This is a genomic window from Janthinobacterium pasteuri, from assembly GCF_051380775.1.
Taxonomy (GTDB): Bacteria; Pseudomonadota; Gammaproteobacteria; order Burkholderiales; family Burkholderiaceae_D; genus Janthinobacterium.
The window spans coordinates 328,485-354,292 of record NZ_JBNYXS010000001.1; the positions used below are offsets into that span (position 1 = coordinate 328,485).

28 protein-coding genes and 1 pseudogene are annotated in these 25,808 nt (G+C 60.5%); 12 read left to right on the forward strand and 17 right to left on the reverse strand.

Going from position 1 to position 25,808, the window contains the following annotated elements; translation table 11 throughout:
* Window positions 1-4: 4 nt before the first annotated feature.
* From ACQ4WN_RS01470 to ACQ4WN_RS01480, 3 genes are all read right to left on the reverse strand, one after another.
* A complete protein-coding gene (locus tag ACQ4WN_RS01470) occupies window positions 5-370 on the reverse strand; it encodes a response regulator (protein ID WP_035822096.1) in 366 nt (121 codons plus the stop codon).
* A 44-nt stretch (window positions 371-414) separates the two neighbouring features.
* Complete coding sequence (locus ACQ4WN_RS01475; protein WP_436549947.1) at window positions 415-828, reverse strand: response regulator; 414 nt, start codon at window positions 826-828, stop codon at window positions 415-417.
* Window positions 829-914: 86 nt separating this feature from the next.
* Window positions 915-1,067 carry a rubredoxin gene (locus ACQ4WN_RS01480; RefSeq protein WP_010401308.1) on the reverse strand — a complete coding sequence of 51 codons (153 nt, stop codon included), beginning with the start codon at window positions 1,065-1,067 and terminating at the stop codon, window positions 915-917.
* Window positions 1,068-1,163: 96 nt separating this feature from the next.
* On the opposite strand from ACQ4WN_RS01480, the gene thiD reads away from it, so the two are divergent.
* A complete protein-coding gene (gene thiD / locus ACQ4WN_RS01485) occupies window positions 1,164-2,021 on the forward strand; it encodes a bifunctional hydroxymethylpyrimidine kinase/phosphomethylpyrimidine kinase (protein ID WP_436549948.1) in 858 nt (285 codons plus the stop codon).
* Between the two features lie 50 nt (window positions 2,022-2,071).
* Window positions 2,072-3,361, forward strand: a complete 1,290-nt coding sequence (hemL, locus tag ACQ4WN_RS01490) for a glutamate-1-semialdehyde 2,1-aminomutase (protein ID WP_436549949.1) — start codon at window positions 2,072-2,074, stop codon at window positions 3,359-3,361.
* Window positions 3,362-3,367: 6 nt separating this feature from the next.
* Here the strand turns inward: hemL and ACQ4WN_RS01495 are convergent, their stop codons facing one another.
* The gene (locus ACQ4WN_RS01495; RefSeq protein ID WP_436549950.1) at window positions 3,368-4,084 is read right to left on the reverse strand and encodes an HAD family hydrolase; all 717 of its coding nucleotides are present in this window, start codon (window positions 4,082-4,084) and stop codon (window positions 3,368-3,370) included.
* 205 nt (window positions 4,085-4,289) lie between these two features.
* Between ACQ4WN_RS01495 and ACQ4WN_RS01500 the strand changes: the two genes are divergently transcribed.
* Window positions 4,290-4,772, forward strand: coding sequence for a nuclear transport factor 2 family protein (locus ACQ4WN_RS01500; protein WP_436549951.1), 483 nt, complete (start codon window positions 4,290-4,292; stop codon window positions 4,770-4,772).
* A gap of 27 nt (window positions 4,773-4,799) precedes the next feature.
* Here the strand turns inward: ACQ4WN_RS01500 and corA are convergent, their stop codons facing one another.
* The 8 genes from corA to mpl all read right to left on the reverse strand — a co-directional run bounded on the left by corA (window position 4,800) and on the right by mpl (window position 13,231).
* Window positions 4,800-5,765, reverse strand: a complete 966-nt coding sequence (gene corA / locus ACQ4WN_RS01505) for a magnesium/cobalt transporter CorA (protein WP_034746658.1) — start codon at window positions 5,763-5,765, stop codon at window positions 4,800-4,802.
* 222 nt (window positions 5,766-5,987) lie between these two features.
* Entirely contained in the window at window positions 5,988-6,719 is a 732-nt protein-coding gene (gene mtgA / locus ACQ4WN_RS01510; RefSeq protein WP_436549952.1) for a monofunctional biosynthetic peptidoglycan transglycosylase, read from the reverse strand.
* Window positions 6,716-7,543: a shikimate dehydrogenase gene (gene aroE, locus ACQ4WN_RS01515; protein WP_436549953.1), complete on the reverse strand. Its 828-nt coding sequence runs from the start codon at window positions 7,541-7,543 to the stop codon at window positions 6,716-6,718. Before aroE ends, mtgA begins: the two co-directional genes overlap by 4 nt.
* A gap of 11 nt (window positions 7,544-7,554) precedes the next feature.
* A complete protein-coding gene (locus tag ACQ4WN_RS01520) occupies window positions 7,555-8,412 on the reverse strand; it encodes an energy transducer TonB family protein (RefSeq protein ID WP_436550090.1) in 858 nt (285 codons plus the stop codon).
* A gap of 136 nt (window positions 8,413-8,548) precedes the next feature.
* Window positions 8,549-10,636, reverse strand: coding sequence for a ribonuclease catalytic domain-containing protein (locus tag ACQ4WN_RS01525; protein WP_436549954.1), 2,088 nt, complete (start codon window positions 10,634-10,636; stop codon window positions 8,549-8,551).
* A 2-nt stretch (window positions 10,637-10,638) separates the two neighbouring features.
* On the reverse strand, window positions 10,639-11,253 hold the full coding sequence (locus tag ACQ4WN_RS01530) for a chorismate--pyruvate lyase family protein (protein WP_436549955.1): 615 nt from the start codon (window positions 11,251-11,253) through the stop codon (window positions 10,639-10,641).
* Window positions 11,250-11,846 carry a YqiA/YcfP family alpha/beta fold hydrolase gene (locus tag ACQ4WN_RS01535; protein ID WP_436549956.1) on the reverse strand — a complete coding sequence of 199 codons (597 nt, stop codon included), beginning with the start codon at window positions 11,844-11,846 and terminating at the stop codon, window positions 11,250-11,252. Before ACQ4WN_RS01535 ends, ACQ4WN_RS01530 begins: the two co-directional genes overlap by 4 nt.
* Window positions 11,843-13,231, reverse strand: a complete 1,389-nt coding sequence (gene mpl, locus ACQ4WN_RS01540) for a UDP-N-acetylmuramate:L-alanyl-gamma-D-glutamyl-meso-diaminopimelate ligase (RefSeq protein WP_436549957.1) — start codon at window positions 13,229-13,231, stop codon at window positions 11,843-11,845. The genes ACQ4WN_RS01535 and mpl overlap by 4 nt, the downstream gene beginning before the upstream one ends.
* Before the next feature lie 115 nt (window positions 13,232-13,346).
* Between mpl and ACQ4WN_RS01545 the strand changes: the two genes are divergently transcribed.
* From ACQ4WN_RS01545 to ACQ4WN_RS01580, 8 genes are all read left to right on the forward strand, one after another.
* Window positions 13,347-13,985 (forward strand): hypothetical protein, encoded by a 639-nt coding sequence (locus tag ACQ4WN_RS01545; protein WP_436549958.1) that lies wholly within the window; start codon window positions 13,347-13,349, stop codon window positions 13,983-13,985.
* A 19-nt stretch (window positions 13,986-14,004) separates the two neighbouring features.
* The gene (locus ACQ4WN_RS01550) at window positions 14,005-14,556 is read left to right on the forward strand and encodes a TlpA family protein disulfide reductase (protein ID WP_436549959.1); all 552 of its coding nucleotides are present in this window, start codon (window positions 14,005-14,007) and stop codon (window positions 14,554-14,556) included.
* Window positions 14,557-14,638: 82 nt separating this feature from the next.
* On the forward strand, window positions 14,639-15,076 hold the full coding sequence (aroQ, locus tag ACQ4WN_RS01555; protein ID WP_034746628.1) for a type II 3-dehydroquinate dehydratase: 438 nt from the start codon (window positions 14,639-14,641) through the stop codon (window positions 15,074-15,076).
* Window positions 15,077-15,166: 90 nt separating this feature from the next.
* Window positions 15,167-15,628, forward strand: a complete 462-nt coding sequence (gene accB, locus ACQ4WN_RS01560) for an acetyl-CoA carboxylase biotin carboxyl carrier protein (RefSeq protein ID WP_436549960.1) — start codon at window positions 15,167-15,169, stop codon at window positions 15,626-15,628.
* 101 nt (window positions 15,629-15,729) lie between these two features.
* Window positions 15,730-17,145, forward strand: coding sequence for an acetyl-CoA carboxylase biotin carboxylase subunit (accC, locus tag ACQ4WN_RS01565; protein ID WP_101482775.1), 1,416 nt, complete (start codon window positions 15,730-15,732; stop codon window positions 17,143-17,145).
* A complete protein-coding gene (gene prmA, locus ACQ4WN_RS01570) occupies window positions 17,142-18,086 on the forward strand; it encodes a 50S ribosomal protein L11 methyltransferase (protein WP_436549961.1) in 945 nt (314 codons plus the stop codon). The genes accC and prmA overlap by 4 nt, the downstream gene beginning before the upstream one ends.
* An 8-nt stretch (window positions 18,087-18,094) precedes the next feature.
* A complete protein-coding gene (locus ACQ4WN_RS01575) occupies window positions 18,095-19,348 on the forward strand; it encodes a DUF3426 domain-containing protein (RefSeq protein WP_436549962.1) in 1,254 nt (417 codons plus the stop codon).
* Between the two features lie 11 nt (window positions 19,349-19,359).
* The gene (locus tag ACQ4WN_RS01580; RefSeq protein ID WP_436549963.1) at window positions 19,360-20,298 is read left to right on the forward strand and encodes a carbohydrate kinase family protein; all 939 of its coding nucleotides are present in this window, start codon (window positions 19,360-19,362) and stop codon (window positions 20,296-20,298) included.
* 49 nt (window positions 20,299-20,347) lie between these two features.
* On the opposite strand, the gene ACQ4WN_RS01585 is transcribed toward ACQ4WN_RS01580, so the two are convergent.
* Window positions 20,348-20,881 carry a YggT family protein gene (locus ACQ4WN_RS01585; RefSeq protein ID WP_436549964.1) on the reverse strand — a complete coding sequence of 178 codons (534 nt, stop codon included), beginning with the start codon at window positions 20,879-20,881 and terminating at the stop codon, window positions 20,348-20,350.
* An 83-nt stretch (window positions 20,882-20,964) separates the two neighbouring features.
* Window positions 20,965-21,636, reverse strand: a complete 672-nt coding sequence (locus tag ACQ4WN_RS01590) for a hypothetical protein (RefSeq protein WP_436549965.1) — start codon at window positions 21,634-21,636, stop codon at window positions 20,965-20,967.
* On the opposite strand from ACQ4WN_RS01590, the gene ACQ4WN_RS01595 reads away from it, so the two are divergent.
* Window positions 21,626-22,234, forward strand: coding sequence for a hypothetical protein (locus tag ACQ4WN_RS01595; protein WP_436549966.1), 609 nt, complete (start codon window positions 21,626-21,628; stop codon window positions 22,232-22,234). The genes ACQ4WN_RS01590 and ACQ4WN_RS01595 overlap by 11 nt on opposite strands.
* A gap of 763 nt (window positions 22,235-22,997) precedes the next feature.
* Here ACQ4WN_RS01595 and ACQ4WN_RS01600 read toward each other — a convergent pair.
* The 3 genes and pseudogenes from ACQ4WN_RS01600 to ACQ4WN_RS01610 form a co-directional block, all read right to left on the reverse strand.
* Window positions 22,998-23,807: pseudogene (locus ACQ4WN_RS01600) on the reverse strand (ribonucleotide-diphosphate reductase subunit beta); the annotation flags it as partial.
* Between the two features lie 99 nt (window positions 23,808-23,906).
* Window positions 23,907-24,155: a hypothetical protein gene (locus tag ACQ4WN_RS01605; RefSeq protein WP_071653673.1), complete on the reverse strand. Its 249-nt coding sequence runs from the start codon at window positions 24,153-24,155 to the stop codon at window positions 23,907-23,909.
* A gap of 455 nt (window positions 24,156-24,610) precedes the next feature.
* On the reverse strand, window positions 24,611-25,762 hold the full coding sequence (locus tag ACQ4WN_RS01610; protein WP_101482781.1) for a ribonucleotide-diphosphate reductase subunit beta: 1,152 nt from the start codon (window positions 25,760-25,762) through the stop codon (window positions 24,611-24,613).
* Window positions 25,763-25,808: the final 46 nt, after the last annotated feature.

Sequence of the window (25,808 nt, forward strand, 5' to 3'; positions counted from 1 at the left end):
ATTCTCAGGAAATCGCAGCGATCTTGGCCAGCAGGTCGGCTTCGACCACCGGCTTGACCAGGTAATCGCGCGCACCCTGGCGCAAGCCCCAGATGCGGTCCGTTTCCTGGCTCTTGCTGGAGCAGATAATCACCGGCACGTCCTGCAGTTCGGGATCGCGCGCAATCGCGCGCGTGATCTGGAAGCCATTCGCACCGGGCATCACCACGTCCATCAGGATCAGGTCGGGCCTGGCCTGCTTCAGTTGCGCCAACGCGTCGGCACCGTCCTGCGCCGTGAGGACGGCATAACCGGCACGCACCAGCATCTCGCTCAGGTAATAGCGTTCTGTCGGCGAGTCATCGACGATCAGAATTGTGTGTATGGCCATCTGCTTCCTTGCTGCGTTGTCAATCAATAAACCACTTACTCAAATTACCTGGCCAGATGCAGCCGTACGGCTTCCAGCAGCGCCTCGCGCGCCAGCGGCTTGACCAGGCAGGCGCTGGCGCCTGCCATGGCGCCGCGCGCACGGTCGAACAGGCCCTCCTTCGACGACAGCATCAGCACCGGCGTGGCATGAAAGGCCGCACTGGCCTTGATCAGCGCACACGTGCGGTAGCCGTCCAGGCGCGGCATCACAATGTCACACACGATCAGCGCCGGCTGGCAGTCGGCGATCTTGGCCAGGGCCTCGAAGCCGTTTTCCGCCACCACTACGCGATAACCTGCCTCGCGCAAGACCTTTTCCGCCGCGCTGCGGCTGGTAGCGCTGTCGTCGATGACCAGTATCGTGGCGCCAGCGCACACGGCATCGGACGGTGCCTCGGGCAGGAAGGGACGCGTCATGTGATTATTCGACAATCTTTCATACCATAGCACAGGCTGCCGCGATACCAGCGTGCTGGCAGCACCATCCCACGGATCTGGATTAATTACAGCGCCACCATCTCGAAATCATCCTTGCGCGCACCGCATTCAGGACAGGTCCAGTTCATCGGAACATCGGCCCAACGCGTGCCGGGAGCGATGTCTTCGTCGGGCAGGCCGGCCGCTTCATCATAAACCCAGCCGCAAATAAGACACATCCACGTTTGGAATTGCTGCGTTGTTTCGTTGCTACTCACGTTCTGCCACCCTTCAATCAAGTAAAATGCTGAATTAGGTATCTTAATCTACCCGCCGTGCAAAACCAAACTTCTCCCCTCATATTAAGCTTCGGCGTGTCCGATCCGGTCGGTGCGATCGGCATCCAGGCCGACCTGGCCACGTTTTCAGCCTTCGGCTGCCATGGCCTGTCGGTCACCACCGGCCTGTTGATCAGCGATACCGCACGCGTGGAAGACGTGCAGGCGGTCGACCCGGACTGGGTTTCCGACCAGGCGCGCGTGCTGCTGGAAGACATGTCCGTCTCGGCCATCAAGATCGGCGCCCTGGGCAGCGTGGAAAACGTTACGGCCATCGCCGAAATCGTCTCCGACTATCCGAACGTGCCGCTGATCCTCGATCCCTTCATTTCGGCGCTGCCGGAGCAGGGCATGGACGACGAAGACATTCTCACCGCCGTGCGCCAGCTATTGATCCCGCAAACGACGCTGCTGGTGCTCTCGCCGGTGGAGCTGGAGCGCCTGGCCGAAACCTGGCGCGACGCCGACCCGGACGACACCCTGCAAAACGATGTCGATTACCTGGTGGCCCTGGGCTGCGAATACGTGCTCGTCACCGGCATGCCGGCCGACGCCAGCAAATCCGGCACGGGCGAAGGCAAGTTGCGCGCCAATACCCTGTTCGGCGAGGACGGCGTGGTGCGCCACGACGAATGGCAGCACCTGCCGGGCATCTTCAACGGCGCTGGCAGCACCCTGTCGGCGGCGGCCACCGCCCTGCTGGCCCTGGCTGAAAACGAAGACGATGTGCCGCAGGTGGTCGTGGCGGCGCAGGAATTTACCACCGGCGCGCTGGCCCACGCGCAGCGCCACGGCATGGGCAAGCTGGTGCCGAACCGGCAGTTCCAGCAGCAGCGCCAGCGCGGCGGCCAATAAGCACAGACCAGACGACACAGAAAACGATCCACTTTCAAGGCACGATTATCATGACGACGACTTCACAGAACGACATCCTGTTTGCCCGCGCACAAAAAACCACGCCAGGCGGTGTCAACTCGCCCGTGCGCGCCTTCCGCTCCGTCGGCGGCACGCCGCGCTTCATCACGCGCGCCGAAGGCCCGTACTTCTGGGATGCGGACGGCAAGCGCTATATCGACTACATCGGTTCGTGGGGCCCGGCCATCGTCGGCCACGCCCATCCGGAAGTGGTGAAAGCGGTGCAGGATGCGGCCGCGCTGGGTCTGTCGTTCGGCGCGCCGACCGAAGGCGAAGTGCTGATGGCCGAGGAAATCACGCGTCTGGTGCCGTCGATCGAGCAGGTGCGCCTGGTCTCGTCGGGCACGGAAGCGACCATGAGCGCCCTGCGCCTGGCGCGCGGCGCCACCGGACGCGACAAGATCGTCAAATTCGAAGGCTGCTACCACGGCCACGCCGATTCGCTGCTGGTCAAGGCAGGCAGCGGCCTGCTCACCTTCGGCAACCCGACCTCGGCTGGCGTGCCGGAAGATTTTGTGAAGCATACCCTGGTGCTCGACTATAACAACGTGGAGCAGCTGAAAGACGCCTTCGACAGCTTCGGCGCGGAGATCGCCTGCGTGATCGTCGAGCCCGTGGCCGGCAACATGAACCTGGTGAAAGCCACGCCGCAATTCCTGCAGGCGATGCGCGATTTGTGCACGCAGCACGGCGCCCTGCTCATTTTCGATGAAGTCATGTGCGGCTTGCGCGTGGCCCTGGGCGGCGCGCAGGCGCTGTACGGCATCCAACCCGATCTCACCGCGCTGGGCAAGGTGATTGGCGGCGGCATGCCGGTGGCTGCCTTCGGCGGCAGTGCGGCGCTGATGCACCACATGGCACCGCTGGGCGCCGTCTACCAGGCGGGCACCCTGTCGGGCAACCCGGTCGCCGTGGCAGCCGGCATGGCCACCTTGAAACTGATCCAGCAGCCAGGCTTCTACGAGCAACTGGGCGCCACGGCCAAACGCCTGGCCGAAGGCTTGACAAGCGCGGCGAAGGAAGCCGGCGTGGTCTTCTGCGCCGACTACATCGGCGGCATGTTCGGCATTTATTTCAGCGCCACGCCGCCGACCAGCTACGCAGAAATGATGGCGGGCGACCGCAGCAAGTTCAACGCCTTCTTCCACGCCATGCTGGACGAAGGCGTGTACTTTGCGCCAGCCGCCTTCGAGGCGGGCTTCGTCTCGGCACAGCACGATGATGCCGTCATCGACGCCACCATCGCCGCCGCGCGCAAGGTGTTTGCTAAATTAGCTTAAGCGCGCTCAGACGGTCGCGGCGTCCATCACCGCAGCCACCAGCGCCGGCAGCTTGGCCATGTCATTGAACACGACATGCGCGCCGGCCGCCTTCAGGCGTTCTTCCTGGCCGGCGGCGATATGCCCGCCGCCGATGAATCCCAATACCGTCATGCCCGCCGCCACGGCGGCCGTCACGCCCGTGACGCTGTCTTCCAGCACCAGGCATTGGCCTGGCGGCACGCCAAAGGCGGCGGCAGCCGCCAGGTACACGCCAGGATGCGGCTTGGCATGGCCCACCAGGTCCGGCGTGAAAACGCGGCGGTCGAACAGCGGCGCCATGTTCGTGCGTTCGAGCGCCGACAGCACGCGTGCGCTGACGCTGTTCGAGGCCACGGCCTTGGGCAGGGGAATGGCGGCCAGCGCCTGCGCCACGCCGGGCACGGCGCGCAATTGCGCATCGCAGGCCGCATCGACCGCGTTGCCGATGGCCATGATGTCATCGGCCGGCAATTGCGGCAAGCCCAGCTCCTTGTAGATATCCTGCATCAGCGGCACCAGGCGCTGGCCCAGGCGCGGCTCGATCAAGCCTTGCAAGGTGACGCCCTCGGGCAGCTTGGGCAGACGCGGCGCCAGCAATTCCAGCAGCGCTTGCAAAGCCACGGCTTCGCTGTCGATCAGCACGCCATCGCAGTCGCTGATCAGGTGGGTGAAACGCGGAAGGGAAGGAACGGTGTCAGGCATGTATTCTCCAGTAGGGGCGGCGCACACCGTGCGCGCCGCCAGCATAAAACAGGGGGGCGTGGCGCGCTGCGCCTGGCCGGCCACATCCCGATACTTTGCGTTGCGTGCCGGGCATCGGCGGCATGAAGTAATTTCTTTTAGATAACTTCAATGGCATACTCTCCTTGCCCTGATCGCTTGAATCAGGCCCAACAGGATCGATACCATGACACGCAATCACTTTCTGCAAGGCCGATTATCCCTGATTTCCACAATTGCCGCGTTTGCCTTCGTGACGGCCGCGCTGCCGGCACGGGCGGCGGACGACGATGCTGCCGTCCTCAGCCTCGTACGCCAGCACGTGGCGGCGCAAGCCAGTTTTGACGTACCGGCCCTGGCAGCCTTGACGGCCGACAATTACGCCGAAGTCTCGCCACTGGGCGACGTCGACACGCGCGAGAAGATGCTGGCGTTTTATGCGCCGGAGAAAAAATCCGCCGCCCCCGTCATCACGGTGGAAGAACCGTTCGTGCGCGTCGCGGGCGATACCGCCGTGCTGATCGCCAGGCTGGCGGTAACGGTGCAGGCGGGCGGACAGCAACGCGCCATGGCCCTGCGCGCCAGCTATGTGGCGAAAAAGGATGGTGCGGCTTGGAAATTGCTATCCGCGCAATACACTGGCATCGCGCCGAAAAAACCGGCGCCTTGAAAAAAACGGGCCTGCTGGCCCGTTTGCTTATTTCAGCCAGCCACGGTGGCGGAAGTACAGGAAGGGCGCGATGGCGCTGGTGATCATCAGGCCCCAGGCCCACGGATAGCCAAACGACCATTCCAGTTCCGGCATCAGCTTGAAGTTCATGCCGTACACGCTGGCGATCAGGGTCGGCGGCAGGAAAGCCACGCTGGCCACCGAGAAGATCTTGATGATCTTGTTCTGGTTGATGTTGATGAAACCGACGGTGGCATCCATCAGGAAGTTGATCTTGTCAAACAGGAACGAGGTATGGCCATCGAGCGATTCGATGTCGCGCAAAATCTGCCGCGCTTCCTCGAACTGCTCGGAATTCAATAAGCGGCCGCGCATCAGGAAACTCACGGCGCGGCGCGTATCCATCATGTTGCGGCGGATACGGCCATTCAAATCTTCCTCGTGGGCAATGGCATTCAGCGCTTCGGCCGCGTGCGCATCGGTAAATTCCTTTTGCAGCACGCGCGTGCTGACTTCTTCCAGGTTCTGGTAGATGCCTTCGAGCACGTCGGCCGAATATTCGGCATCGGTGGCGTACAGGTCGAGCAGCACGTCCATGTAGTCGGCAATCGAACCGGGCCGCGAACGGGCGCGCATGCGCACCAGGCGGAACACGGGCAAGTCGTCCGTATGCATGGAAAACAGAATTTTGCGGGCAAGAATGAAGGCCACGGTGATGACGCGCGAGGGACCGTCGTCCTCTTCGCGCAGGAAATCCGTGCGCAGGTGCAAGTCGCCGTTTTCCGCTTCGTAATAGCGGGCCGACGCTTCAATATCCTTGACTTCGTCTTCGCCCGGCAAGGTGACGTTATAGATGGCCTTGACCCAGGCCCGTTCATCATCGGTGGGGTCGGTCAGGTCGACCCACACCGGTTCGGCATTTTCGAGGTCAGCGCGGCTGTCGATCGGCACCTGGTTGAGCCGGCCATTCTGTAATACAAAGACATTGATCATGCGCGCTCTCAGCCGGATGTTGGGTTATCGTGATGTGCTGGCGCTGGCGCCAAAAATGAAAACAGCGCAAGTGTACCCGCAAAGGCCTTTTCACGACCACCCCCCGGCACCGCTTTTTCACGGAAAAAGTACAGCGTTGCACCAGGCGAGCCGATTAAGATGCTGCACCGCAATAGTGCCAATCAAGCATCCTTGATTTTATGCAAATAAAATAGACTGCCATCAAGGCAATTCCGCCGCTCCCATGCGGCGCAGGATGACGCCCGTACGCCGGTTCAGATAGCCCGTATCGCGGTGACGGTCATAAAAGCGGGGGTTCGGCAGCATCACGGCCAGTTTCGCCGCCTGCGCAGCACTCAAGCCGGCCGCGCTGACGTGGTAATAGTGACGCCCGGCCGCTTCGGCGCCGAAGATGCCCGTGCCAAATTCCACCACGTTCAAATAAATCTCGAAAATACGCTGCTTTTCCATCAGGCTTTCCAGCATGTACGTGATGATCAGTTCCTGGCCCTTGCGCACATAGCTGCGCGAACCGGACAGGAACAGATTCTTCGCCAGTTGCTGCGTGATGGTGGAACCGCCCGCTACGACCTTTTGCTTCTTGCTGTTTTTTTCATAAGCCTTTTGCAAGGCTTCCCAGTCCACGCCTTCATGTTCGGAGAAATTCGCATCTTCCGAGGCGATGATGGCGCGCTTCAGATTGTTCGAGATGCGGCTGTACGGCACCCACGTCTGCTTGATCGTGGCATTGGGATTCTTATCCTGCAAGACAGACAACTGCTCGCGCATGAAGGCCGTGCTGGACGGGTTGTGGTCGACCCACCACCAGATTTGCAGGAAGAAATACAGTTGCACGACGATGAAGGCCAGCACGGGCACGATGAACAGCCACTTGATCCAGCCGTAGCGGCTGGTGCTACCACCTTTGCGCGCGCCCTTCTTGCCGGCGCTCACAGGCCGCCCCGCAATTGCGCCAACAAGTCCTGCGTCTGCGGCCGCACGCCGCGCCACACGTAAAATGCTTCGGCCGCCTGCTCTACCAGCATGCCCAGACCGTCGCGCACTTGCGCGCCATGCTGCGCGGCAAAGGCCATGAAGACGGTGGGGTGGGCGCCGTACATCATGTCCAGCGCCAGCGTGTGGCTGGCGAAAATCCCCGCGGGCACGGGCGGCAAGTCGCCCGCCAGGCTGGCCGAGGTGGCATTGATGACGATATCGAACTGGCCATCGGGCTGCGTGAAGCCGCCCGCGCGCAGTTGATCTGGGTGAGCCAGCGCATCGGCAAACTGCGCCACCAGCGCCTCCGCCGTGGCCACGGTGCGGTTGGCAATGATCACTTCCTGGGGCCCCTGTTCCAGCAAGGGCAGCACGACGCCGCGCGCCGCACCGCCCGCGCCCAGCAGCAGGATGCGCTTGCCGGCGATGGCCACGCCCGCGTTGCGCACGATGTCCGCCACCAGGCCCGCGCCATCGGTATTGTCGCCAAGAATGGTGTCGCCCTCGAAACGCAGAGTATTGACGGCGCCGGCCGCTTGCGCGCGCGGCGTCAGTTGCGTGGCCAGCGCGCACGCGTCCAGTTTAAAGGGCACCGTCACATTCGCGCCCTTGCCGCCCTCGGCGGCAAACGTGCGGGCCGCCAGGGCAAAGCCGTCCAGCGGCGCCAGCCGGCGTTCATAGACCATGGCGACGCCCGTCTGCAGGGCAAACGCGGCGTGTATCAGGGGGGACTTGCTGTGGGCGATAGGATTGCCGAAGACGCAATATTGATCGGGATTCATATTTTGCTTGCTCAATTGCTGCCGCCAGTCAGGTTAGCTTCCATTTTTTCTTCGCGGGTAAATTTGAAACGGGTGATGACAACCCACAGGTCATCTTTATCACTCGACAACATATTCGGTGGGAAACGGCCGAAAGGCGCCGCGCGGCGCACGATGGCCAGGGCGGCCTCGTCCAGTGCGGCGTTACCCGAACTTTTCTCCACGCGGGCGCCGCCTTCCTTCTGGTAAATCGTGCCATCCTGGAAGATGGGAATGTACACGACCAGTTCGCCATACATCTTGCGGCCATTCTTTTGCGGAAAATTCAGGGTGCCGATTTCCTCGATGCGCTTTTGCAAGGTCTTGTAATACATGGCATAGCCGACCTCTTGCGTGCTGGGCGTAATGAAGGTCTTGCGGGGACGCTTGTTCTGATCTTCCACGGTCTGGCTGATCTCGGCCGCCATGCGCGCGATGGCCTTGCTGCTTTCCATCAAGTCCGAGCCGGATGCCAAGGGATTGGGCTTGTCCTTTTCCGTGACGGGCGCGGCGCTGTAAGGCGTCGGCTTGGCCGCCTGCGTCAGCAATTCCTGCTGTTTTTGCTCCAGTTCGGCGATGCGCCGGGCGCTGGCCTTGACGCTGTCGCCCTCTTCCACCTTGCGCATGTCGGGCAAGGGCGACTTGGCGCGGCCCTTGTCTGCCTGTCCACCACCGTCGAGGTTGGCTTGCGCCAGGGCCTCGGCCTTCAGCGGCTTGTTCGCATGCTTGGCGTTGACCAGGATCACTTCCAGGCCGGGGTCCGTGGCCACGGCCCGCTGCGGGGCCGGGGCGACAAAATGCATCACCAGCAAGGCGCCGTGCGCCAGCAGCGATACCGCCACGGCAATCATCAGGAAACGATACTCTCGGAAAGACTTCACGCGCAACCCAGTTCCTTACAACACAAGATACAAGATGGCTGAATTCTACGTCAAAGGGCGGTGCCGGCAACAGTTTTCAGCACCGCCTTGTGGCTTGGCGGCGGCCTTACTTGACCTCGGGCTCGCTGACCACGTCTTCGCTGGCCAGTTCCGCCACTTCCGCATCGGCGTCGCTGACCTGGTTTGCCGCTTCCGGCGATGCTTCAGCCGTCACGTCGCCATCGTCAGGGGACGCATCGTCCGCCTCTTCCTCGTAGTCCAGCTCGGCATCGGCCGCCGCGTCCGGCACGGTGGCAATTTCCAGCAGGCGCGCTTCAATGCTCAGGTCGACTTCATCCCAGCGCAGCAAGTCCAGTTTCACCTGGGCGCCGCGCGCCACCGCTGGCATGCCTGGCAGCTTGATGACCAGCGGAATGTCGACCAGGCGCAAGATTTCATCTTTCAGCACGACAGCATCGACCTGGCGCGCGTTTTCCTGGTGCAGCCAGCGCAAGCACCAGTAGCGTTCCATGTTCGACTGGAAATCGCCATATGCGGCATACGCGGCGTCAAACGCCGAGACGATGGCGAACAGATTGGCGTCACGGGGCTTGAACGGGGCAACCAGCGGCGCCGTCACGCCATGCTCGGCGCAAGCGATGATTTGCCACTGGTTCACCAGGTCCGTGTAGCGGCGCAAGGGCGAGGTGCTCCATGCGTATTGATCCACGCCCAGGCCCTGATGCGGCGCAGCATGGGTGACCATGCGCACCTGCATCTTTGCCGCCCAGCTATTGCCACTGCCGCCGCCCTGGCTACGGTAGATGCCGGGCACGCCATGGTCGTGCAGCATCTTGCCCCAGGTACTGTTGGCAAAGATCATCAGTTCGGCGACGATCTTGTCGAGCGGCGCGCCACGCTTGCGGCGCGCTACCGTGACGATGTCATTTTCCACATAAAAGTTGAAATCGACGCGGTTATTCTGTTCCGGCTTCAGGCCAAACGCTTCGCGCTTCTTCATGCGGCCCTGCTCCAGCTGCTGCGCCCATTGCCACAGCACGGCAAAATCAGCCTTGTGCGGGTACTCGCCTTCGCCACTGGCCAGGGTTTCCTCGTTGACCAGGTCATCCAGCTGGTTGTGGCGCAAATTGCTGGCGATCGGCACCAGCTCGGCGCGCGTCTGCGTGCTGACCACGGCCCAGTCGGCTTTCGGGTCCAGCGTGGCGTATAGCGACAGGGCCGGGCACGTCGTGCCTTCGGCGAGCGTGAAAGCATTCACGATTTCGTCCGGCAGCATGGTGATCTTGTCGCCCGGCATGTAGACGGTGGACATGCGCTGGCGCGCCATCTTGTCGATCACGTCTTCCGGGCGAATGCCCAGGCCCGGCGCGGCGATGTGGATACCCACTTTCACGGTGCCATCGGGCAGCGGCTGCACGGAGAAGGCATCGTCGATCTCGGTGGTGGTCACGTCGTCGATCGAAAAGGCGGCCACGTCGGCCAGCGGCAACTTGGCCGTCACGGACGGCACGGGCACGCTCGGGAAACCGGCGCCCTTGGGGAAGTTCTCGAACAGGAATTTCGACAGGTGCAAATCTTTTGGCGTAGCAATACCACCAACGGCCAGCATCAGGCGCGGCGGTGTCGTGTGCAATTCCGTGCAGGCCGCTTCCAGTGCCTTGTATTCAATCGTATTCTTGTCGGGCTTGAACAACAGTTGCAGCACCATGGGCTGCATCGAGGCAGGCAAGCGGCTCTGTTTCAGCTCTTCCACATACGCGGCTTGCACCAGCGCCTGCTGTTTTTTCTTTTCGATGCCGGCTAATGCCGCCTTCAAGGACGCTTCCGGCGCCGCCTTGTAGCGACCACGGCCCTTCTTGTAGAAATACACGGGCGCCGAATGCAGGGCCAGGATCAGGCCGGCCGCTTCCGGCGGCAACGGGGCATGGCCGAAATACTCGGCGCCCAGCTCGGCAAAGCCGAACTCGTCTTCGCCCGCCACTTCCCACAGGAAATCGAGGTCGATTTCGGCGGCCACGGCCTTGGCGTGCTCCAGCAGCTCGGCCGGGGCAGGTTTTTCATACTGCAGCAGCACGTCCTTGGTCTTGACCTTGGTGCGCTTGCCGCTGGCCATTTCGACCTGATAAGCCTCACCCGCTTGCGACAGGACCGTGCCGACCTTGAAATCGCCGGATTCTTCAAAAAATAGATTCATTATTATGCTTTGTTCATTAATGTGTCGGTTGCAACGGTGCGAGTGACGGGCTTCAACTCAAACACCGCCGGCAAAAATACTTCGGTTACCAGTAGCAAGCCCTGGTGACGCTGATACAGGCAGCGGCGGGCAAAAAACAGCGCCTTCTCGTCGACGCGCTGCCCATCCCGTGCCAGCGCCGCCTGCGCCCGCTGTACCAGCGGGTGCCCGGCGCGCAAACGGGCAAATTCAAGGGTACCGCGCCGCACCATGCGATCGCCAAACAGGGTCGTGCCCAGCGAACGCTCGCCCAGCGCGGAAAACAAAGGCCAGTCCGTGGCCGTCGCCTGCATGGGCACGACGGTATGGCCAAACACGGTCGGCCTGTTATCACAACGCAACAGCACTTCGCGTTCCCATACCCGGCCCGCGCGGTGCAAGCCAATGCTGGCCGCCTCGTCGCTCAGGCAACGCGCCGTTTCCTGATGCAAACATTGCACGCGGAACGCGCTGCTATGCGCTTTCAGCTTGGCCGTCAGCGAACCGCCACCCTTGAGCCAGTGGCGCAGGGCCGGTGGCGCATTGACGGCATTCACGTGCGCATGCCATTGCGCCTGGCGCAGCGAACCCGGCCTCACCGGGCGGCGTCCGTCGGGATGCCGCAAAAGGCCAGCACGGGCGCCAGGTATGCGGCAAAGTCGCTGATGCCATGGTCGCTGCCGTCGATGACGCACTGCTGCGCCCCCTGATAATGCGCCAGCATGTCGCGGTAGTCGAGTACTTCATCGCCAGTGGCGGCAATCAGGAAATAGCGTTGCGGCTGCGTAATTTTCTCTACGGCAAACGCGCGCAGCTCATCGATGTATTCGCGCTTGAACTCGAATGGCTGGTCCGAATGGAACTCGGTCGTCACACCCACATGCTGTTCCAGGTCGATCAGCGGCACGATGGCGGGGTTGAGCAGCACGGCGCGGCAACCGAGCTGCTCCGCCAGCCAGGTGGCGTAATAGCCGCCCAGCGACGAGCCGATGATGGTCAACTCCTTGGCCAATTCTTGCGCCGGCACATCCTTGAGCAGCGACAGGGCCAGTTCGATGGCCAGTTTCGGCGAAGCCGGCAATTGCGGGCACAGCCACTGTGCTTCGCGGCCCAGCGCCTGCATCTGCGCGGCCAGCAGGCGCGACTTCATCGACAGGGGCGACGAGCGAAATCCATGCAGGTACAAAATCATCGGCCCAGGGCCTCCAGCAATTTCTGGTGCACGCCGCCAAAGCCGCCGTTGCTCATGACGACGATCTGGTCGCCGGGACGGGCGCTTGCTGCCACGGCCGCCACCAGGGTATCGATGTCTTCATAGGCGCTGGCAATCTTGCCCAGCGGCGCCAGCGCGTCGCCCAGGCTCCAGCCCAGCGCCGCATGGCTGCCGAAACCGAAGACCAGGTCGGCATCCTTGAGGCTGCCCGGCAGCGCATCTTTCATGGCGCCCAGCTTCATGGTGTTCGAACGCGGTTCCAGCACGGCCAGGATGCGGCCGCTGCCGCCGACGGTTTGGCGCATTTTTTGGCGCAGCCCGCCCACGGTGGTGGCAATGGCCGTCGGGTGATGCGCGAAATCGTCGTACACGGTAATGTCGTTGACCACGCCGCGCACTTCCATGCGCCGCTTGACGCTCTCGAACGTGGCCAGCGCGGCGCAGGCCTGGGCAATCGGTACACCCACGTGGCGCGCGGCGGCGATGGCGGCCAGCGCATTGCTGCGGTTGTGCTTGCCCGTGAGCGCCCACGCCACATGGCCTTCCTTCTGGCCATTGAAAACCACGTCGAAGCTGCCATCGGCCTGCTCTTGCAGTTGCCAATTGGCATCCAGACCAAAACTTTCCTTTTCACTCCAGCAACCGCGCGCCAGCACGCGCTGCAGCGACGCTTCGTCGCCGTTGTACACCAGGCGACCGATACCGGGCACGGTGCGCACCAGGTGGTGGAATTGCGTCTCGATCGCGTGCAGATCGGGGAAGATGTCGGCGTGATCATATTCCAGATTATTCATGATGGCCGTCTTCGCGTGGTAATGCACGAACTTGCTGCGTTTGTCGAAGAAGGCCGTGTCGTATTCATCGGCCTCGATGACGAAGAAGTCCGAATCGGCGCTCTTGCCGTCGATCTTGCCGCTGAGGCGGGCTGAAATGCCAAAGTTCATCGGCACGCCGCCGATCAGGAAGCCCGGCGCGTAGCCCGCGTCTTCGAGTATCCAGGCCAGCATGGCCGAGGTTGTCGTCTTGCCATGCGTGCCGGCCACGGCCAGCACCCACCGATTGCGCAAGATGTGTTCGCCGATCCACTGCGGGCCGGACACATACGGCAGGCTGCGGTTGAGAATTTCTTCCACCAGCGGATTGCCACGCGAGACCACATTGCCAATCACATACAAATCCGGGTTCAGCTGGGTTTGTGCCGGATCAAAACCCTGGATCAGTTCGATTCCCTGCGATTCCAGCTGGGTGCTCATCGGCGGATAGACGTTGGCATCGCAACCAGTGACTTTATGGCCGGCTTCCTTGGCCAGCACGGCCAGGCCGCCCATGAAGGTACCGCAAATGCCGAGAATATGAATATGCATGTGATCAGTGCGAAAGGTGCACGCTTAAGTGAGTAAGACGGTGAGATAAAAAAGAGCAAGTGTGGGATTTTACCTGACGCCATGACTTTTTCCGCTTCGGAGTATCATCTCGCTCATGACGAACGATGCATTTGACGATAGCGCGCAGCTGCGCCTGGAAATCGCCGCCGCTGCCGCGCGCCTGGTGGCGCAGGATGGCGCCGACTATGGCAGCGCCAAGCGCAAGGCGGCGCGGCAGGTCCTGGGCGACGCGCCGAACCGGCCCAATATTCTGCCCGATAACGACATGATCGAGGAACAGGTGCGGCGGTACAATGCCCTGTTCCTGGCCGACAGCCAGCCGGCACGCCTGTTCCAGCTGCGCACGATTGCGCTGCAGGTCATGGAAGCATTGCAACAATTTCATCCCCTGCTCAGCGGCCCAGTGCTGAACGGCACAGCCGGCCCCCATGACGAGATCTATTTGCAGCTGTTTGCCGAGAGCGCCAAGGAAATACACATCTTCCTGCTGAATAAAAATGTCGTGCTCGACATGTCGGAAAGCCCGCATTTCAAGGGAGCGCGTTATGATGCGGTCGAGACAGCCAGTTTCTTGTGGAAAAACGAAGGCGTGCACGCAGCCATGTATGAGCTCGACGATATGCGCGGCGCACTGAAAGCCAAGGCGGATGGCAAAGTGCTGCGCACCGACATCGTGGGGCTGCGCAGCCTGCTGGCCGCCAGCCTCGCCGATGGCGTGCCGGCTGCCGACTAACATTGATATAGATAAAGTTATGACAAAAAAGAATTGGATCGCCTGCGCCATCGTGGCACTGATGTTTGGCGGCATGGGTGCTTACGTGGGCATGCATAAAGAGAAAGAAAAAGTCGGTCCTCTGACGACCACCATCGCCCCTGGCGCGACGGGTCCTGTCAACGAACTGTATGCACTGTCGCTGCCGGACGCGGCTGGCGCCACGCAAGCCTTATCACAATGGAAAGGCAAGAATGTGCTGGTCAATTTCTGGGCCCCGTGGTGTCCGCCATGCGTGGAAGAAATGCCGGAATTATCTGAAGTACAAGGCCACTATGCGGCGAAAAACCTGCAAGTGATCGGCATCGGTATCGATTCGGCCAGTAATATTGCCACTTTTGCCAGCAAGTTCAAGATCGCCTATCCCGTGTATGTATCCGGCATGAGCGGCACCGACCTGTCGCGTCATTTTGGCAATGCCACGGGCGGTTTGCCCTTTACGGTGCTGATCGGCGCCGATGGCGAAGTCAAAAAGACCTATCTGGGCCGCTTGAAATTTGATCAGTTGCGCGCAGATCTGGATAAATTGTAAATTCGGAGCGTGCTTTTTTCTCTTGCCAATGCGTATCTTTGGCGGCAAAATGCGGAACTTTCGCTAAAACGGTCTTCCATACATGGCAAAAAACCTCCTTCTGCTCAACGGTCCCAACCTGAATTTGCTGGGAACGCGCGAGCCTGAGGTCTACGGCGCCAGCACCTTGGCCGATATCGAGCAGGCAGCAATGGCGCAAGCCATGGCGGCCGGTGCCGACCTGGTCTGCTTTCAAAGCAACCATGAAGGCGCGCTGATCGACCGCATCCATGCCGCGCGAGCGGAAGGGATCGATGCCATCGTCATCAATCCGGGCGGCCTGACACATACCAGTGTTGCCTTGCGCGATGCGCTGGCCGGGGTCGCCATCCCGTTCGTGGAAGTCCATATCTCGAATATTTATCAACGCGAAACGTTTCGACATCACTCATTTCTCAGCGCGATCGCGCAGGGGACGATCTGCGGGCTAGGTATTGATGGATATCGGTTTGCCATCGACTTTGCGCTTAAAAAACGTTAATCTACGCGATCTGCACGCATTTAGCGCGGCGATAGGTTCTGGACATCACCGCATCACTCATAAAACAAACTACATTCCTAGGGGTTTTACATGGATCTACGAAAACTCAAGACCTTGATCGACCTGGTCGCCGAATCGGATATCGCAGAGCTGGAAGTTACCGAAGGCGAAAGCAAGGTTCGCATCGTCAAATCGTCGGCCATGCCGCAAAACCAGATGGTCATGATGCAGCCGCAAGGCATGCAAGCCCACTACCAGCCAGCCGCGCCAGCCGCCGCCCCCGCTGCGGCAGCTGCCGTCGTAGTCGCCGAGCCAACGGGCTATGTGGTCAAGTCGCCCATGGTCGGTACCTTCTACCGCTCCTCTGCACCTGGCAGCGCCGCCTATGTTGAAGTGGGCTCGACGGTCAAGGAAGGTGATACCCTGTGCATCATCGAAGCGATGAAGCTTCTGAATGAAATCGACTCCGATAAAGCCGGTGTCGTGACCCAGATCCTGGTCGAAAACGGCCAACCGGTCGAATTCGGTCAACCCTTGTTTGTGATCGGCTAAAACCCAGTCCACACGGCCGGCAACGGCCGTTTGCAGTTTTAGCCCCTCACACTTGTTGTTTCGCCGGCTCGCCGGCTCTCACAGACATACGCGAACCTACCATGTTTGAAAAAATCCTGATTGCCAACCGTGGTGAAATTGCCCTCCGTATTCAGCGCGCCTGCCGCGAAATGGGCATTAAAACGGTTGTAGTCCACTCCGAAGCCGACAAAGACGCAAAATACGTCAAGCTGGCCGACGAATCCGTTTGTATCGGCCCGGCACAGTCGTCCCTGAGCTACCTGAACATGCCCGCCATCATCAGCGCCGCTGAAGTGACGGATGCACAAGCGATTCACCCAGGCTATGGCTTCCTGTCGGAAAACGCCGACTTTGCCGAACGCGTCGAGAAATCGGGCTTCGTCTTCATCGGTCCCCGCTCCGAATCGATCCGTTTGATGGGCGACAAAGTGTCGGCCAAGCAAACCATGATCAAGGCTGGCGTACCGTGCGTCCCCGGCTCGGAAGGCGCGTTGCCGGACGATCCGAAAGCAATCGTGCAAATTGCCCGCAAGGTCGGCTACCCGGTCATCATCAAGGCTGCCGGCGGCGGCGGCGGACGCGGCATGCGCGTGGTGCACACGGAAGCTGCCCTGATCAACGCCGTGGCGATGACCAAGACGGAAGCCGGCACGGCTTTCGGCAACCCTGAAGTGTATATGGAGAAGTACCTGGAAAATCCGCGCCACGTGGAAATCCAGATCCTTGCCGACGAACACAAGAATGCCGTCTGGCTGGGTGAGCGCGACTGTTCCATGCAGCGTCGCCACCAGAAAGTCATCGAAGAAGCACCGGCGCCGGGCATCCCGCGCAAGCTGATCGAGAAAATTGGCGACCGTTGCGCCGAAGCTTGCCGCAAGATCGGCTACCGCGGCGCCGGCACGTTTGAATTCCTGTACGAAAACGGCGAGTTCTATTTCATTGAAATGAATACCCGCGTGCAAGTGGAGCATCCCGTCACCGAGATGATCACCGGCATCGACATCGTGCAAGAACAGATCCGCATCGCCGCTGGCGAAAAACTGCGTTTCCGCCAGCGCGACGTCTTGCTGTCTGGCCACGCCATCGAGTGCCGCATCAATGCCGAAGATCCATTCAAGTTCACGCCATCGCCAGGCAAGATCGTGTCGTGGCATGCACCGGGCGGCCCTGGCATCCGCGTCGACTCGCACGCCTACGCCGGCTACTACGTGCCGCCGCACTACGACTCGATGATCGGCAAAGTGATCGCTTACGGCGCCACACGCGAGCAAGCTATCCGCCGCATGCAGATCGCCCTGTCCGAAATGGTGGTCGAAGGCATCAACACGAATATCGCCCTGCACCGCGAATTGATGATCGACGCGCGCTTCATCGAAGGCGGCACCAACATTCACTATCTGGAACAGAAACTGGCCGACATGCCGGACCTGGGCAAGAACCTGAATGGCGGCAGCCCCAGCATCGCCAAGAAATCCGAAATCAAGGCGGGCGCATGAGCTGGACGGAAATCGTCATCGAAATCGCCCGTGACAACGCCGAGGCCATGTCCGACGCGTTGATGGAAGCGGGCGCCCTGTCGGTCTCGGTGGAAGACGCCGATGAAGGCACGGATGCCGAGCAGCCCTTGTTTGGCGAGCCCGGCATGGAACCGAAGGAAGCGGCGTGGGAACGCAGCCGCGTGGTGGCGCTGACCGACGTCGACGCCGACCAGGCCGCCATCGTGGCCACCGCCGCAGCAGTTGTCGGCATGGCAACGGTACCGGCGTTTACCATGCGCCCCGTGGAAGAGCAGGATTGGGTGCGCCTGACCCAGTCGCAATTCGCACCGATTCACATCGGCAAGAATATCTGGGTCGTGCCCAGCTGGCACGAGGCACCGGATCCTGCTGGCCTGATCCTGGAACTGGACCCGGGCCTGGCCTTCGGCACGGGCAGCCATCCGACCACGCGCCTGTGCATGGAGTGGCTGGAAGCCAATCCTGCCCCTGGCAAGACCGTGCTCGACTACGGTTGCGGCTCCGGCATCCTGGCCATGGTGGCCAAGAAGCTGGGTGCGCAAACAGTGGTCGGCGTCGATATCGACCCGCAAGCCATCGAATCGGCTGGCGACAATGCCGAACGCAACCAGTGCGACATCGAATATTTCTTGCCAGACACGTTTGCCACGTCGGCACACGCCACGGCGAAATTTGACATCGTCGTCGCCAACATCCTGTCGAGCCCATTGAAACTGATGGCGCCGATGCTGTCGGGCCGTGTCGCCGACGGCGGTGCCCTGATCCTGTCCGGCGTGCTGGCACGCCAGGCAGAAGAAGTGGCTGCTGCCTACGCACCGTTCATCGAGCTGGGTGTCTGGGCCGAGCAAGATGGCTGGGTGGCACTGCATGGCCGCCTGGGCAGCACGCAAGCGCCTGCGCCCCGCGCGGAAGGTGCATAAGCACAGCAATGGCCCTCGCCACCAAATGCCCCCATTGCAACACGATATTTCGGGTCGCTGCTGACCAGTTGAAGTTACGTGGGGGCATCGTACGCTGTGGCACGTGCAGGGAAGTGTTTGACGGCAATGCCGCGCTGGTCGATCCAGCTGCCGCATCGCCGTTTTTAACGTCTGGCCCCGGCACTGCCGCCCCGCTGTCGACCAGTTACCTGGCCGACAACAGCCTGCCGTCCGCCACGGACGACGAACCCATCTATTCTCTCGATTTCGACACCTCGTTCGACCCTTTCGGCATCTTGCCGGAAACGGCGCAGCTCAAGGAAGACGCAAACGACGGCGACCACATCGAGCTGGACCTCGACGTCAGCCTGCCCGCCGAGGCGCTGGCCGACGCGCCTGTCGCCGCCCCTGTCATTGCACCGATCGAACCGCCCGAAGCGCCGCTGCCTCAGCCGATGGCGCCCTTCAAGCGCCGCCAGGTCGATGACGCCCCCGCCTTCGCCACGTATTTGCGCGACAGCCGCCGCGAACCGAACCTGGAAACGGTGGTCGCCCCAGTAGCCCCAGCATTGCCTGCCGCTGACAAAGTCAGCCTGCACAAGCCCGTGCCCGTCGCGCCTGTACCCACGCGTCTTGAACCGACCTTGGCCGAGCACTCATTTGAAGCCATGCCCGCCCCTGTGGCGCCCGAGCCAGTGATGGAGACCGTGGCCGGGGAAACGGCAGGGGCACCGGCCGACGACGAACCGGCCTTTGTGATCCAGGGCCGGCGCCGCGAACAGAGCGGCAGGGCCCTGCGCGTGGCCATGGCCGTCGGTTCGGTGGTGCTGCTGCTCTTGTTATTACTGCAAGTAATGACCACCTTCCGTAATCCGCTGGCGGCGCAGTTTCCGCAGTGGAAGCCGACCCTGGTCGCGCTGTGCAAGCTCAGCGGCTGCCAGGTCGACTTGCCGGCGCAGATCGAGGCGCTGTCCATTGAACAGGGCGAGTTGCAAACCCTCAAGGAACAAACCTTTTCCTACGTCTCGCTGCTGCGCAACCAGAGCCGCAGCGTGCAAGCCTGGCCCAGCATCGAACTGATACTCAACGATGCCAGCGACAAGCCCCTCTTGCGCCGTGTGATCGCGCCGCGCGACTACCTGCCGGCCAATATCGACGTGAGCAAGGGTTTTGCGCCGCGCTCTGAACAAACCATCAAACTGTACTTTGCATTAGACCAGCTCACGGCGTCTGGCTACCATATCGCCATCTTTTACCCTTAACCGACACTATCATGACCAAAACATCGCTGATCTGCGGCTCGCTTGCCACCGACACCATCATGCAATTCCCCGGCCGCTTCGGCGAATCCCTGCTGGCCGACCAGTTGCACAAGGTGAATGTATCCTTCCTGGTGCCCACCATGCGCACGGAGTTCGGCGGCTGCTCGGGCAACATCGCCTACAGCCTGAAAATGCTGGGCGGCGACCCGCGCATCGTCGGCGTCATGGGCCAGGACAGCGCCGCCTACCTGGAGCGCCTGCAAAAGCTGGGCATTTCCACCGCCAACATCCTGATCAAGGCCGATAGCTACAACGCGCAGTGCTTCGTCACGGCCGATGCGGACAATAACCAGATCAATGCCTTCCACCCGGGCGCCATGTCGTTTGCGCATGAAAACCCGGTCGCCAATGCGGGCCCGGCCAAGATCGCCATCATTTCGCCGGACGGAGACCAGGGCATGCTCAAGCACGCCGCCGACCTGGCCGAGCTGGGCATCCCCTTCATGTTCGACCCGGGTCAACAGTTGCCACGCTTCAATGGCGAACAGTTGATCGACTTCATCAACAAAGCCACGTATGTGTCGGCCAACGATTATGAAATGGAAATGTTGATGGAACGCACGGGCTTGACCCTGCCGGACATCGCCAGCCGCCTGGACGCGCTGATCGTCACGCGCGGCGAAAAAGGTTCGGAAATCTATACCGACGGCAAGCGCATCGACATTCCTGTCGTGGCCGCCAAGGAAGTGCTGGACCCGACCGGTTGCGGCGACGCCTACCGTGCTGGCTTGCTGTTCGGCATCACCAACGACCTGGGCTGGGAAACCAGCGGGCGCCTGGCCAGCTTGCTGGGGGCCATCAAGATCGCCACCCAGGGCGCGCAAAACCATGTATTTACGCCGGCCAGCATCGCCGACCAGTTTGAAGCGGCGTTCGGCTACCGCTATTAATATGTAGTCCGGTCGGCTTGCGCGCCTGCGCCAGGCCGACCTCCCCGCTTTACCTCACCACGATAATCATTCCCACCAGCACTTGCGCGATCTGCAACAGGATCAGCGCCACCAGCAGCGACAGGTCCAGGCTGCCGACCAGCGGCACGACCTTGCGGATAGGACGCAGCAGCGGCTCGTTCAGGGCGCGTACAAACGGCGCCAGCGGCGCATGCGGGTTGACCCAGCTAAAGATGGCTTCGATGATCAGCAAGGCCATGAAACCGTAGAGTATCCATTGCAGGAAGCGTTGCAGCGACTTGAGTAGCACCACTTCGACGGGAGCGCTGGAAATAAACAGGACCGAGCTGGCCAGCAGCACGATCAGGAAGGCGCCGATCAGGCTGGCCCAGTCATACCCGCCCACGCCCGGCACCACGCGGCGCAGGGGGCGCACCAGCCAGTCGGACAATTGAAACGTGAATTGCGCGACCGACGAGGGAGGGCGCACGCGCACCGCCTGCATCCAGAAGCGCAGCAGCAACACGCCGCCCAGCAAGGTGGCAATGGTATCAACGACCAATGTAAGGATAACGATCAGCACGACTAATTCTCCAAAAAAAAACCGCTGTGTGATTGAGTCACACAGCGGCGTGTTGCCTCATCCAGGCACCCGTATCGTGGGAATTACGATGGGCGGGTGCTGGTTGGGAATGGCCAGGCTGCAGCCGGTGCCAACACGGTTTTTGCTACAGGTGCGATAGGCGCCGATGGCTTGGCGACAGGCGCTGCCTTCTTCGGTGCGGCCTTCTTAGGCGCGGCCTTCTTGGCTGCTGGCTTGGCGGCCACGGCAGCTGGTGCCGCTGGAGCTGCTGCCGGTGCTGCTGCCACGACTGGCGCTGCGGCTGGCTTGGCGGCTGGCTTGGCGGCAGGTTTCGCTGCTGCTTTCGCTGCCGGCTTGGCTGCTGGCTTGGCTGCAGCTTTCACTGCTGGCTTGGCTGCTACCTTGGCTGCCGGTTTCGCTGCGACCTTGGCGGCAGGTTTCGCTGCCACTTTGGCTGCCGGCTTGGCGGCTACTTTGGCGGCTGGCTTGGCGGCAACTTTCGCTACCGGCTTCGCTGCTACCTTGGCCGCTGGCTTGGCCGCAGCTTTTGCTGCTGGCTTCGCTGCTGCCTTGGCTACCGGTTTGGCAGCTGGTTTCGCTGCCGCTTTTTTCGCTGCAGGCTTGGCCGCTGGCTTCGCTACTGCTTTGGCGGCAGGTTTCGCTGCGGCTTTCGCTGCTGGCTTGGCTGCTGCTTTGGCTGCCGGCTTGGCAACGACTTTTTTCGCTGCTGCCTTTGCGGCTGGCTTGGCTGCCACTTTTGCTGCTGGCTTGGCTGCTACCTTGGCTGCCGGCTTGGCTGCAGCTTTTGCTGCTGGCTTCGCTGCTGCCTTGGCGACGACTTTTTTCGCTGCTGGCTTGGCGACCGGTTTCGCTGCTGCCTTGGCTGCAGGTTTCGCTGCGGCTTTTTTCACTGCAGGCTTGGCTGCTGCCTTGGCGGCAGGCTTCGCTGCGACTTTTGCTGCCGGCTTGGCAACGGCTTTTTTCGCCACTGGCTTCGCTGCTGCCTTGGCGGCAGGTTTCGCTGCCACTTTCGCTGCTGGCTTGACTGCCGGTTTTGCTGCGGCCTTGGCCGCTGGTTTCGCTGCGGCTTTTGCTACTGGCTTAGCTGCCACTTTTGCTGCCGGCTTGGCAGCCACTTTTGCTGCAGGCTTGGCTGCGGCTTTGGCGACTGGTTTGGCGGCTGGTTTGGCTGCTGGTTTCGCTGCTGGTTTCGCTGCGGCTTTGGCAGCTGGTTTAGCGGCAACCGTCTTCGCTGCGACTGCCGGCTTCTTCGCGGCAGGAGCAGCCTTGGCGGCTGGTTTCTTTACTTCTGATTTCTTAGCGGCTGTTGCCATTTGTCTCTCCTTCATCTGAGATGAGAAATTTAAGCTACAAGATTTAAACCCGTCCGACCCACCACAGGGATAGGCAAGGCGAATTATTCATCGGCACAAACGGTCGTTTGCGCTAATGAATTCGGCACCAGCTGAACTGCTGCAACTCCTCACGTTTGCAGCACTTCAGCCATCGTCGGTGCCACCCTGCTTTATCTCGCAGCTGGTGGCAAAGTCTGAATTCGGTCATTCGTTTTCGATGCCGTGCGTTTTTTCGCTCCTCGCATCGCGCTCGCGACAACACCTATCCGTCAAATAAAAAACCGCCATGCCTGAAAAAATTCGGGCACGGCGGCAGACGAAAACGGTGTGGTTTTGTGCATATCCGTGTAAATCTGTATCCCTGTTTTGCGAGGTTTTTTCGCTACCGCGCTGGTTAAAAAACCCCGCATTCTAACGCTCGCATTTGCAATCTCATAAAGTACACGAAAACCTTGTCAATGCGCAACCGGCACGACACGTTTTCGCGGCCTTTTTTGCACGATACGCGTGCTATCGCACAATCGCGTGCCAAATGCCGCCGCCAGCGTCTCCGGAAACGATTTTTTTTGCCGGCAATACGGCCGTTCGCGGCATCCGAAAAACCTGGCGCGAGTCTCTTCGCATCGCTGAATGACGCCGCATTTTTCCATCCCGCCGGAGGTGCTTTTAACCTCGCGCGGCGACGGCTTTTTTTGCCGCCATGCAGGCGAAAAAAAAGCGCCGTCACGATGACGGCGCTTTTGGCGTTGGCAGAAAAACGCTTATTCCCAGTTCAGCGCACCACCGGTCTGGTACTCGGTTACGCGCGTCTCGAAGAAGTTGCGTTCCTTCTTCATGTCGATCATTTCGCTCATCCACGGGAACGGATTTTCTTCCTGGGCGAACAGCGGCTCGATGCCAATCTGCTGCGCGCGGCGGTTGGCGATAAAGCGCAGATAGCCCTTGAACATCGGCGCATTCAGACCCAGCACGCCGCGCGGCATGGTGTCTTCCGCATACGCATATTCCAGCTCCACGGCCTTCATGAACAGCACTTTGATCTCTTCGCGGAATTCGGCCGTCCACATCTGCGGGTTTTCCATCTTGATCGTATTGATCAAGTCGATGCCGAAGTTGCAGTGCATCGATTCGTCGCGCAGGATGTACTGGTACTGCTCGGCAGCGCCCATCATCTTGTTCTGGCGGCCCAGCGCCAGGATCTGCGTAAAGCCCACGTAGAAGAACAGGCCTTCCATCAGGCAGGCAAAGACGATCAGCGATTTCAGCAGCTTCTGGTCGTTTTCCACCGTGCCGGTAACAAACGCGGGGTCGGTCAGCGTGTTGATGAACGGGATCAGGAATTCATCCTTGTCGCGGATCGACTTGACTTCGTTGTAGGCGTTGAAGATCTCGCCCTCATCGAGGCCCAGCGACTCGACGATGTACTGGTAAGCGTGCGTGTGGATCGCTTCCTCGAACGCCTGGCGCAGCAGGTACTGGCGGCACTCGGGCGCCGTGATGTGGCGTCGTAAAGGGAGACTGCCCAGCGCGATGTTGGTGGCGGCCAGCGGGCCGGTGGTCTCGAAGAAGCCCTCTAGCTCCTGGACACTGACAATGTGAATGCTACTCACCACATCATCGTTACCCAACAGGCAAAAAAAATGCGCCGTAAAAGTTACGGCGCATTAGGATTATCGAAGTCTATTCGACTGTGACAGTAATGAAGCGGCTAAGGCTTTGGTATCGTCGCTGTACTTACTGCTTTGCAGCACATGCGATGCCTTTGTCTCCATCGCTTTTCCTGTCTGATACGCACCTTGTACCTGAGACAATGCGGAACCAGCCAAACTCTTAGCCACGGCAGAGGCATTGGGATTTTTCAATGTCTCTGCTGCCTGGGAAGCGATTCCCGATGAGGTTTTTTTACTATTGAATGTCATGATGAAACCTTTTAAGTCGATATGAAGAGATACGTAAGAGTGAGTCAAACTCACAAATTCGTTCGGTACTCCTACAAAATTCAAGTTGTTTTTACATCAATGAAACTGTCCTAATTCCCTAACGAGGACGGTAAAAAACCGTCCTCGTTAATCCACTATCGCAAACGTGGAGACCGGCAGTGTTCACTCACAATTTCAAGCTTTCCAAAGCGGAAGCGCAAGTATTGCGTCACATGCACGGACTTGGGATAGGCACAGGTTTTCATGTGTCGTTCCTTTCATCACTTACCTCGATGATGAACTTGAGCCTTGCCATATCGGCTTTCGAAGTTTAAACTTCGACTTCTAGCAAATAGAAATAGCATCAAGAGAAAGCCAGAGGTTGTTGTTTGGCCCTCTTTTCCCTAAAGCCCCATGAGTTGCACCTCATGGGGCTTTTTCATCTCCTCATCTAATTATTCCCAGTTCAGCGCACCACCGGTCTGGTACTCGGTCACGCGCGTCTCGAAGAAGTTGCGTTCCTTCTTCATGTCGATCATCTCGCTCATCCACGGGAACGGGTTTTCTTCCTGCGCGAACAGCGGCTCGATGCCGATCTGCTGCGCGCGGCGGTTGGCGATGAAGCGCAAGTAGCCCTTGAACATCGGCGCGTTCAGACCCAGCACGCCGCGCGGCATGGTGTCTTCCGCATACGCATATTCCAGCTCTACGGCCTTCATGAACAGCACTTTGATCTCTTCGCGGAATTCGGCCGTCCACAGCTGCGGGTTTTCCATCTTGATCGTATTGATCAAGTCGATGCCGAAGTTGCAGTGCATCGATTCGTCGCGCAGGATGTACTGGTACTGCTCGGCAGCGCCCATCATCTTGTTCTGGCGGCCCAGCGCCAGGATCTGCGTAAAGCCCACGTAGAAGAACAGGCCTTCCATCAGGCAGGCAAAGACGATCAGCGATTTCAGCAGCTTCTGGTCGTTTTCCACCGTGCCGGTAACAAACGCGGGGTCGGTCAGCGTGTTGATGAACGGGATCAGGAATTCATCCTTGTCGCGGATCGACTTGACTTCGTTGTAGGCGTTGAAGATCTCGCCTTCATCGAGGCCCAGCGACTCGACGATGTACTGGTAAGCGTGCGTGTGGATCGCTTCCTCGAACGCCTGGCGCAGCAGGTACTGGCGGCACTCGGGCGCCGTGATGTGGCGGTAGGTGCCCAACACGATGTTGTTGGCGGCCAGCGAGTCGGCCGTCACGAAGAAGCCCAGGTTGCGCTTGACCAGGCGGCGCTCGTCGTCCGTCAGGCCGTTCGGGTTTTTCCACAGCTCGATATCGCGCTGCATGTTCACTTCCTGCGGCATCCAGTGGTTGGCGCAGCCGGCCAGGTATTTGTCCCACGCCCACTTGTACTTGAACGGCACCAGCTGGTTGACGTCCGTCTTGCCGTTGATGATGCGCTTGTCATCGGCATTCACGCGGCGCGCCACTTGTTCGGCGTTCGCTTCGGACGGCTCGGCACCTGCCGGCAGGTTCAATTCGGTATTCCCCAGTGGCGCTTGCTGCGCCGGACGCGGCACAGCTGCCGACGTGGTTTCATCATCCCATGACAACGACATAATCTTCTTCCTTTCCATGCCGGCAAGCCGGCGATCCGCAACAGGT

Coding starts and splice junctions, on each gene's coding strand:
- accC (WP_101482775.1), top strand. CDS start 15,730: ATGTTTGAAAAAATCCTGATTGCCAACCGTGGTGAAATTGCCCTCCGT.
- ACQ4WN_RS01520 (WP_436550090.1), bottom strand. CDS start 8,412: ATGATTGCCGTGGCGGTATCGCTGCTGGCGCACGGCGCCTTGCTGGTG.
- ACQ4WN_RS01580 (WP_436549963.1), top strand. CDS start 19,360: ATGACCAAAACATCGCTGATCTGCGGCTCGCTTGCCACCGACACCATC.
- ACQ4WN_RS01545 (WP_436549958.1), top strand. CDS start 13,347: ATGACGAACGATGCATTTGACGATAGCGCGCAGCTGCGCCTGGAAATC.
- aroE (WP_436549953.1), bottom strand. CDS start 7,543: ATGAATCCCGATCAATATTGCGTCTTCGGCAATCCTATCGCCCACAGC.
- ACQ4WN_RS01500 (WP_436549951.1), top strand. CDS start 4,290: ATGACACGCAATCACTTTCTGCAAGGCCGATTATCCCTGATTTCCACA.
- ACQ4WN_RS01535 (WP_436549956.1), bottom strand. CDS start 11,846: ATGATTTTGTACCTGCATGGATTTCGCTCGTCGCCCCTGTCGATGAAG.
- ACQ4WN_RS01605 (WP_071653673.1), bottom strand. CDS start 24,155: ATGACATTCAATAGTAAAAAAACCTCATCGGGAATCGCTTCCCAGGCA.
- ACQ4WN_RS01610 (WP_101482781.1), bottom strand. CDS start 25,762: ATGTCGTTGTCATGGGATGATGAAACCACGTCGGCAGCTGTGCCGCGT.
- ACQ4WN_RS01470 (WP_035822096.1), bottom strand. CDS start 370: ATGGCCATACACACAATTCTGATCGTCGATGACTCGCCGACAGAACGC.
- ACQ4WN_RS01495 (WP_436549950.1), bottom strand. CDS start 4,084: ATGCCTGACACCGTTCCTTCCCTTCCGCGTTTCACCCACCTGATCAGC.
- ACQ4WN_RS01525 (WP_436549954.1), bottom strand. CDS start 10,636: ATGAATCTATTTTTTGAAGAATCCGGCGATTTCAAGGTCGGCACGGTC.
- mpl (WP_436549957.1), bottom strand. CDS start 13,231: ATGCATATTCATATTCTCGGCATTTGCGGTACCTTCATGGGCGGCCTG.
- ACQ4WN_RS01480 (WP_010401308.1), bottom strand. CDS start 1,067: ATGTGTCTTATTTGCGGCTGGGTTTATGATGAAGCGGCCGGCCTGCCC.
- aroQ (WP_034746628.1), top strand. CDS start 14,639: ATGGCAAAAAACCTCCTTCTGCTCAACGGTCCCAACCTGAATTTGCTG.
- accB (WP_436549960.1), top strand. CDS start 15,167: ATGGATCTACGAAAACTCAAGACCTTGATCGACCTGGTCGCCGAATCG.
- prmA (WP_436549961.1), top strand. CDS start 17,142: ATGAGCTGGACGGAAATCGTCATCGAAATCGCCCGTGACAACGCCGAG.
- hemL (WP_436549949.1), top strand. CDS start 2,072: ATGACGACGACTTCACAGAACGACATCCTGTTTGCCCGCGCACAAAAA.
- corA (WP_034746658.1), bottom strand. CDS start 5,765: ATGATCAATGTCTTTGTATTACAGAATGGCCGGCTCAACCAGGTGCCG.
- ACQ4WN_RS01475 (WP_436549947.1), bottom strand. CDS start 828: ATGACGCGTCCCTTCCTGCCCGAGGCACCGTCCGATGCCGTGTGCGCT.
- ACQ4WN_RS01550 (WP_436549959.1), top strand. CDS start 14,005: ATGACAAAAAAGAATTGGATCGCCTGCGCCATCGTGGCACTGATGTTT.
- ACQ4WN_RS01575 (WP_436549962.1), top strand. CDS start 18,095: ATGGCCCTCGCCACCAAATGCCCCCATTGCAACACGATATTTCGGGTC.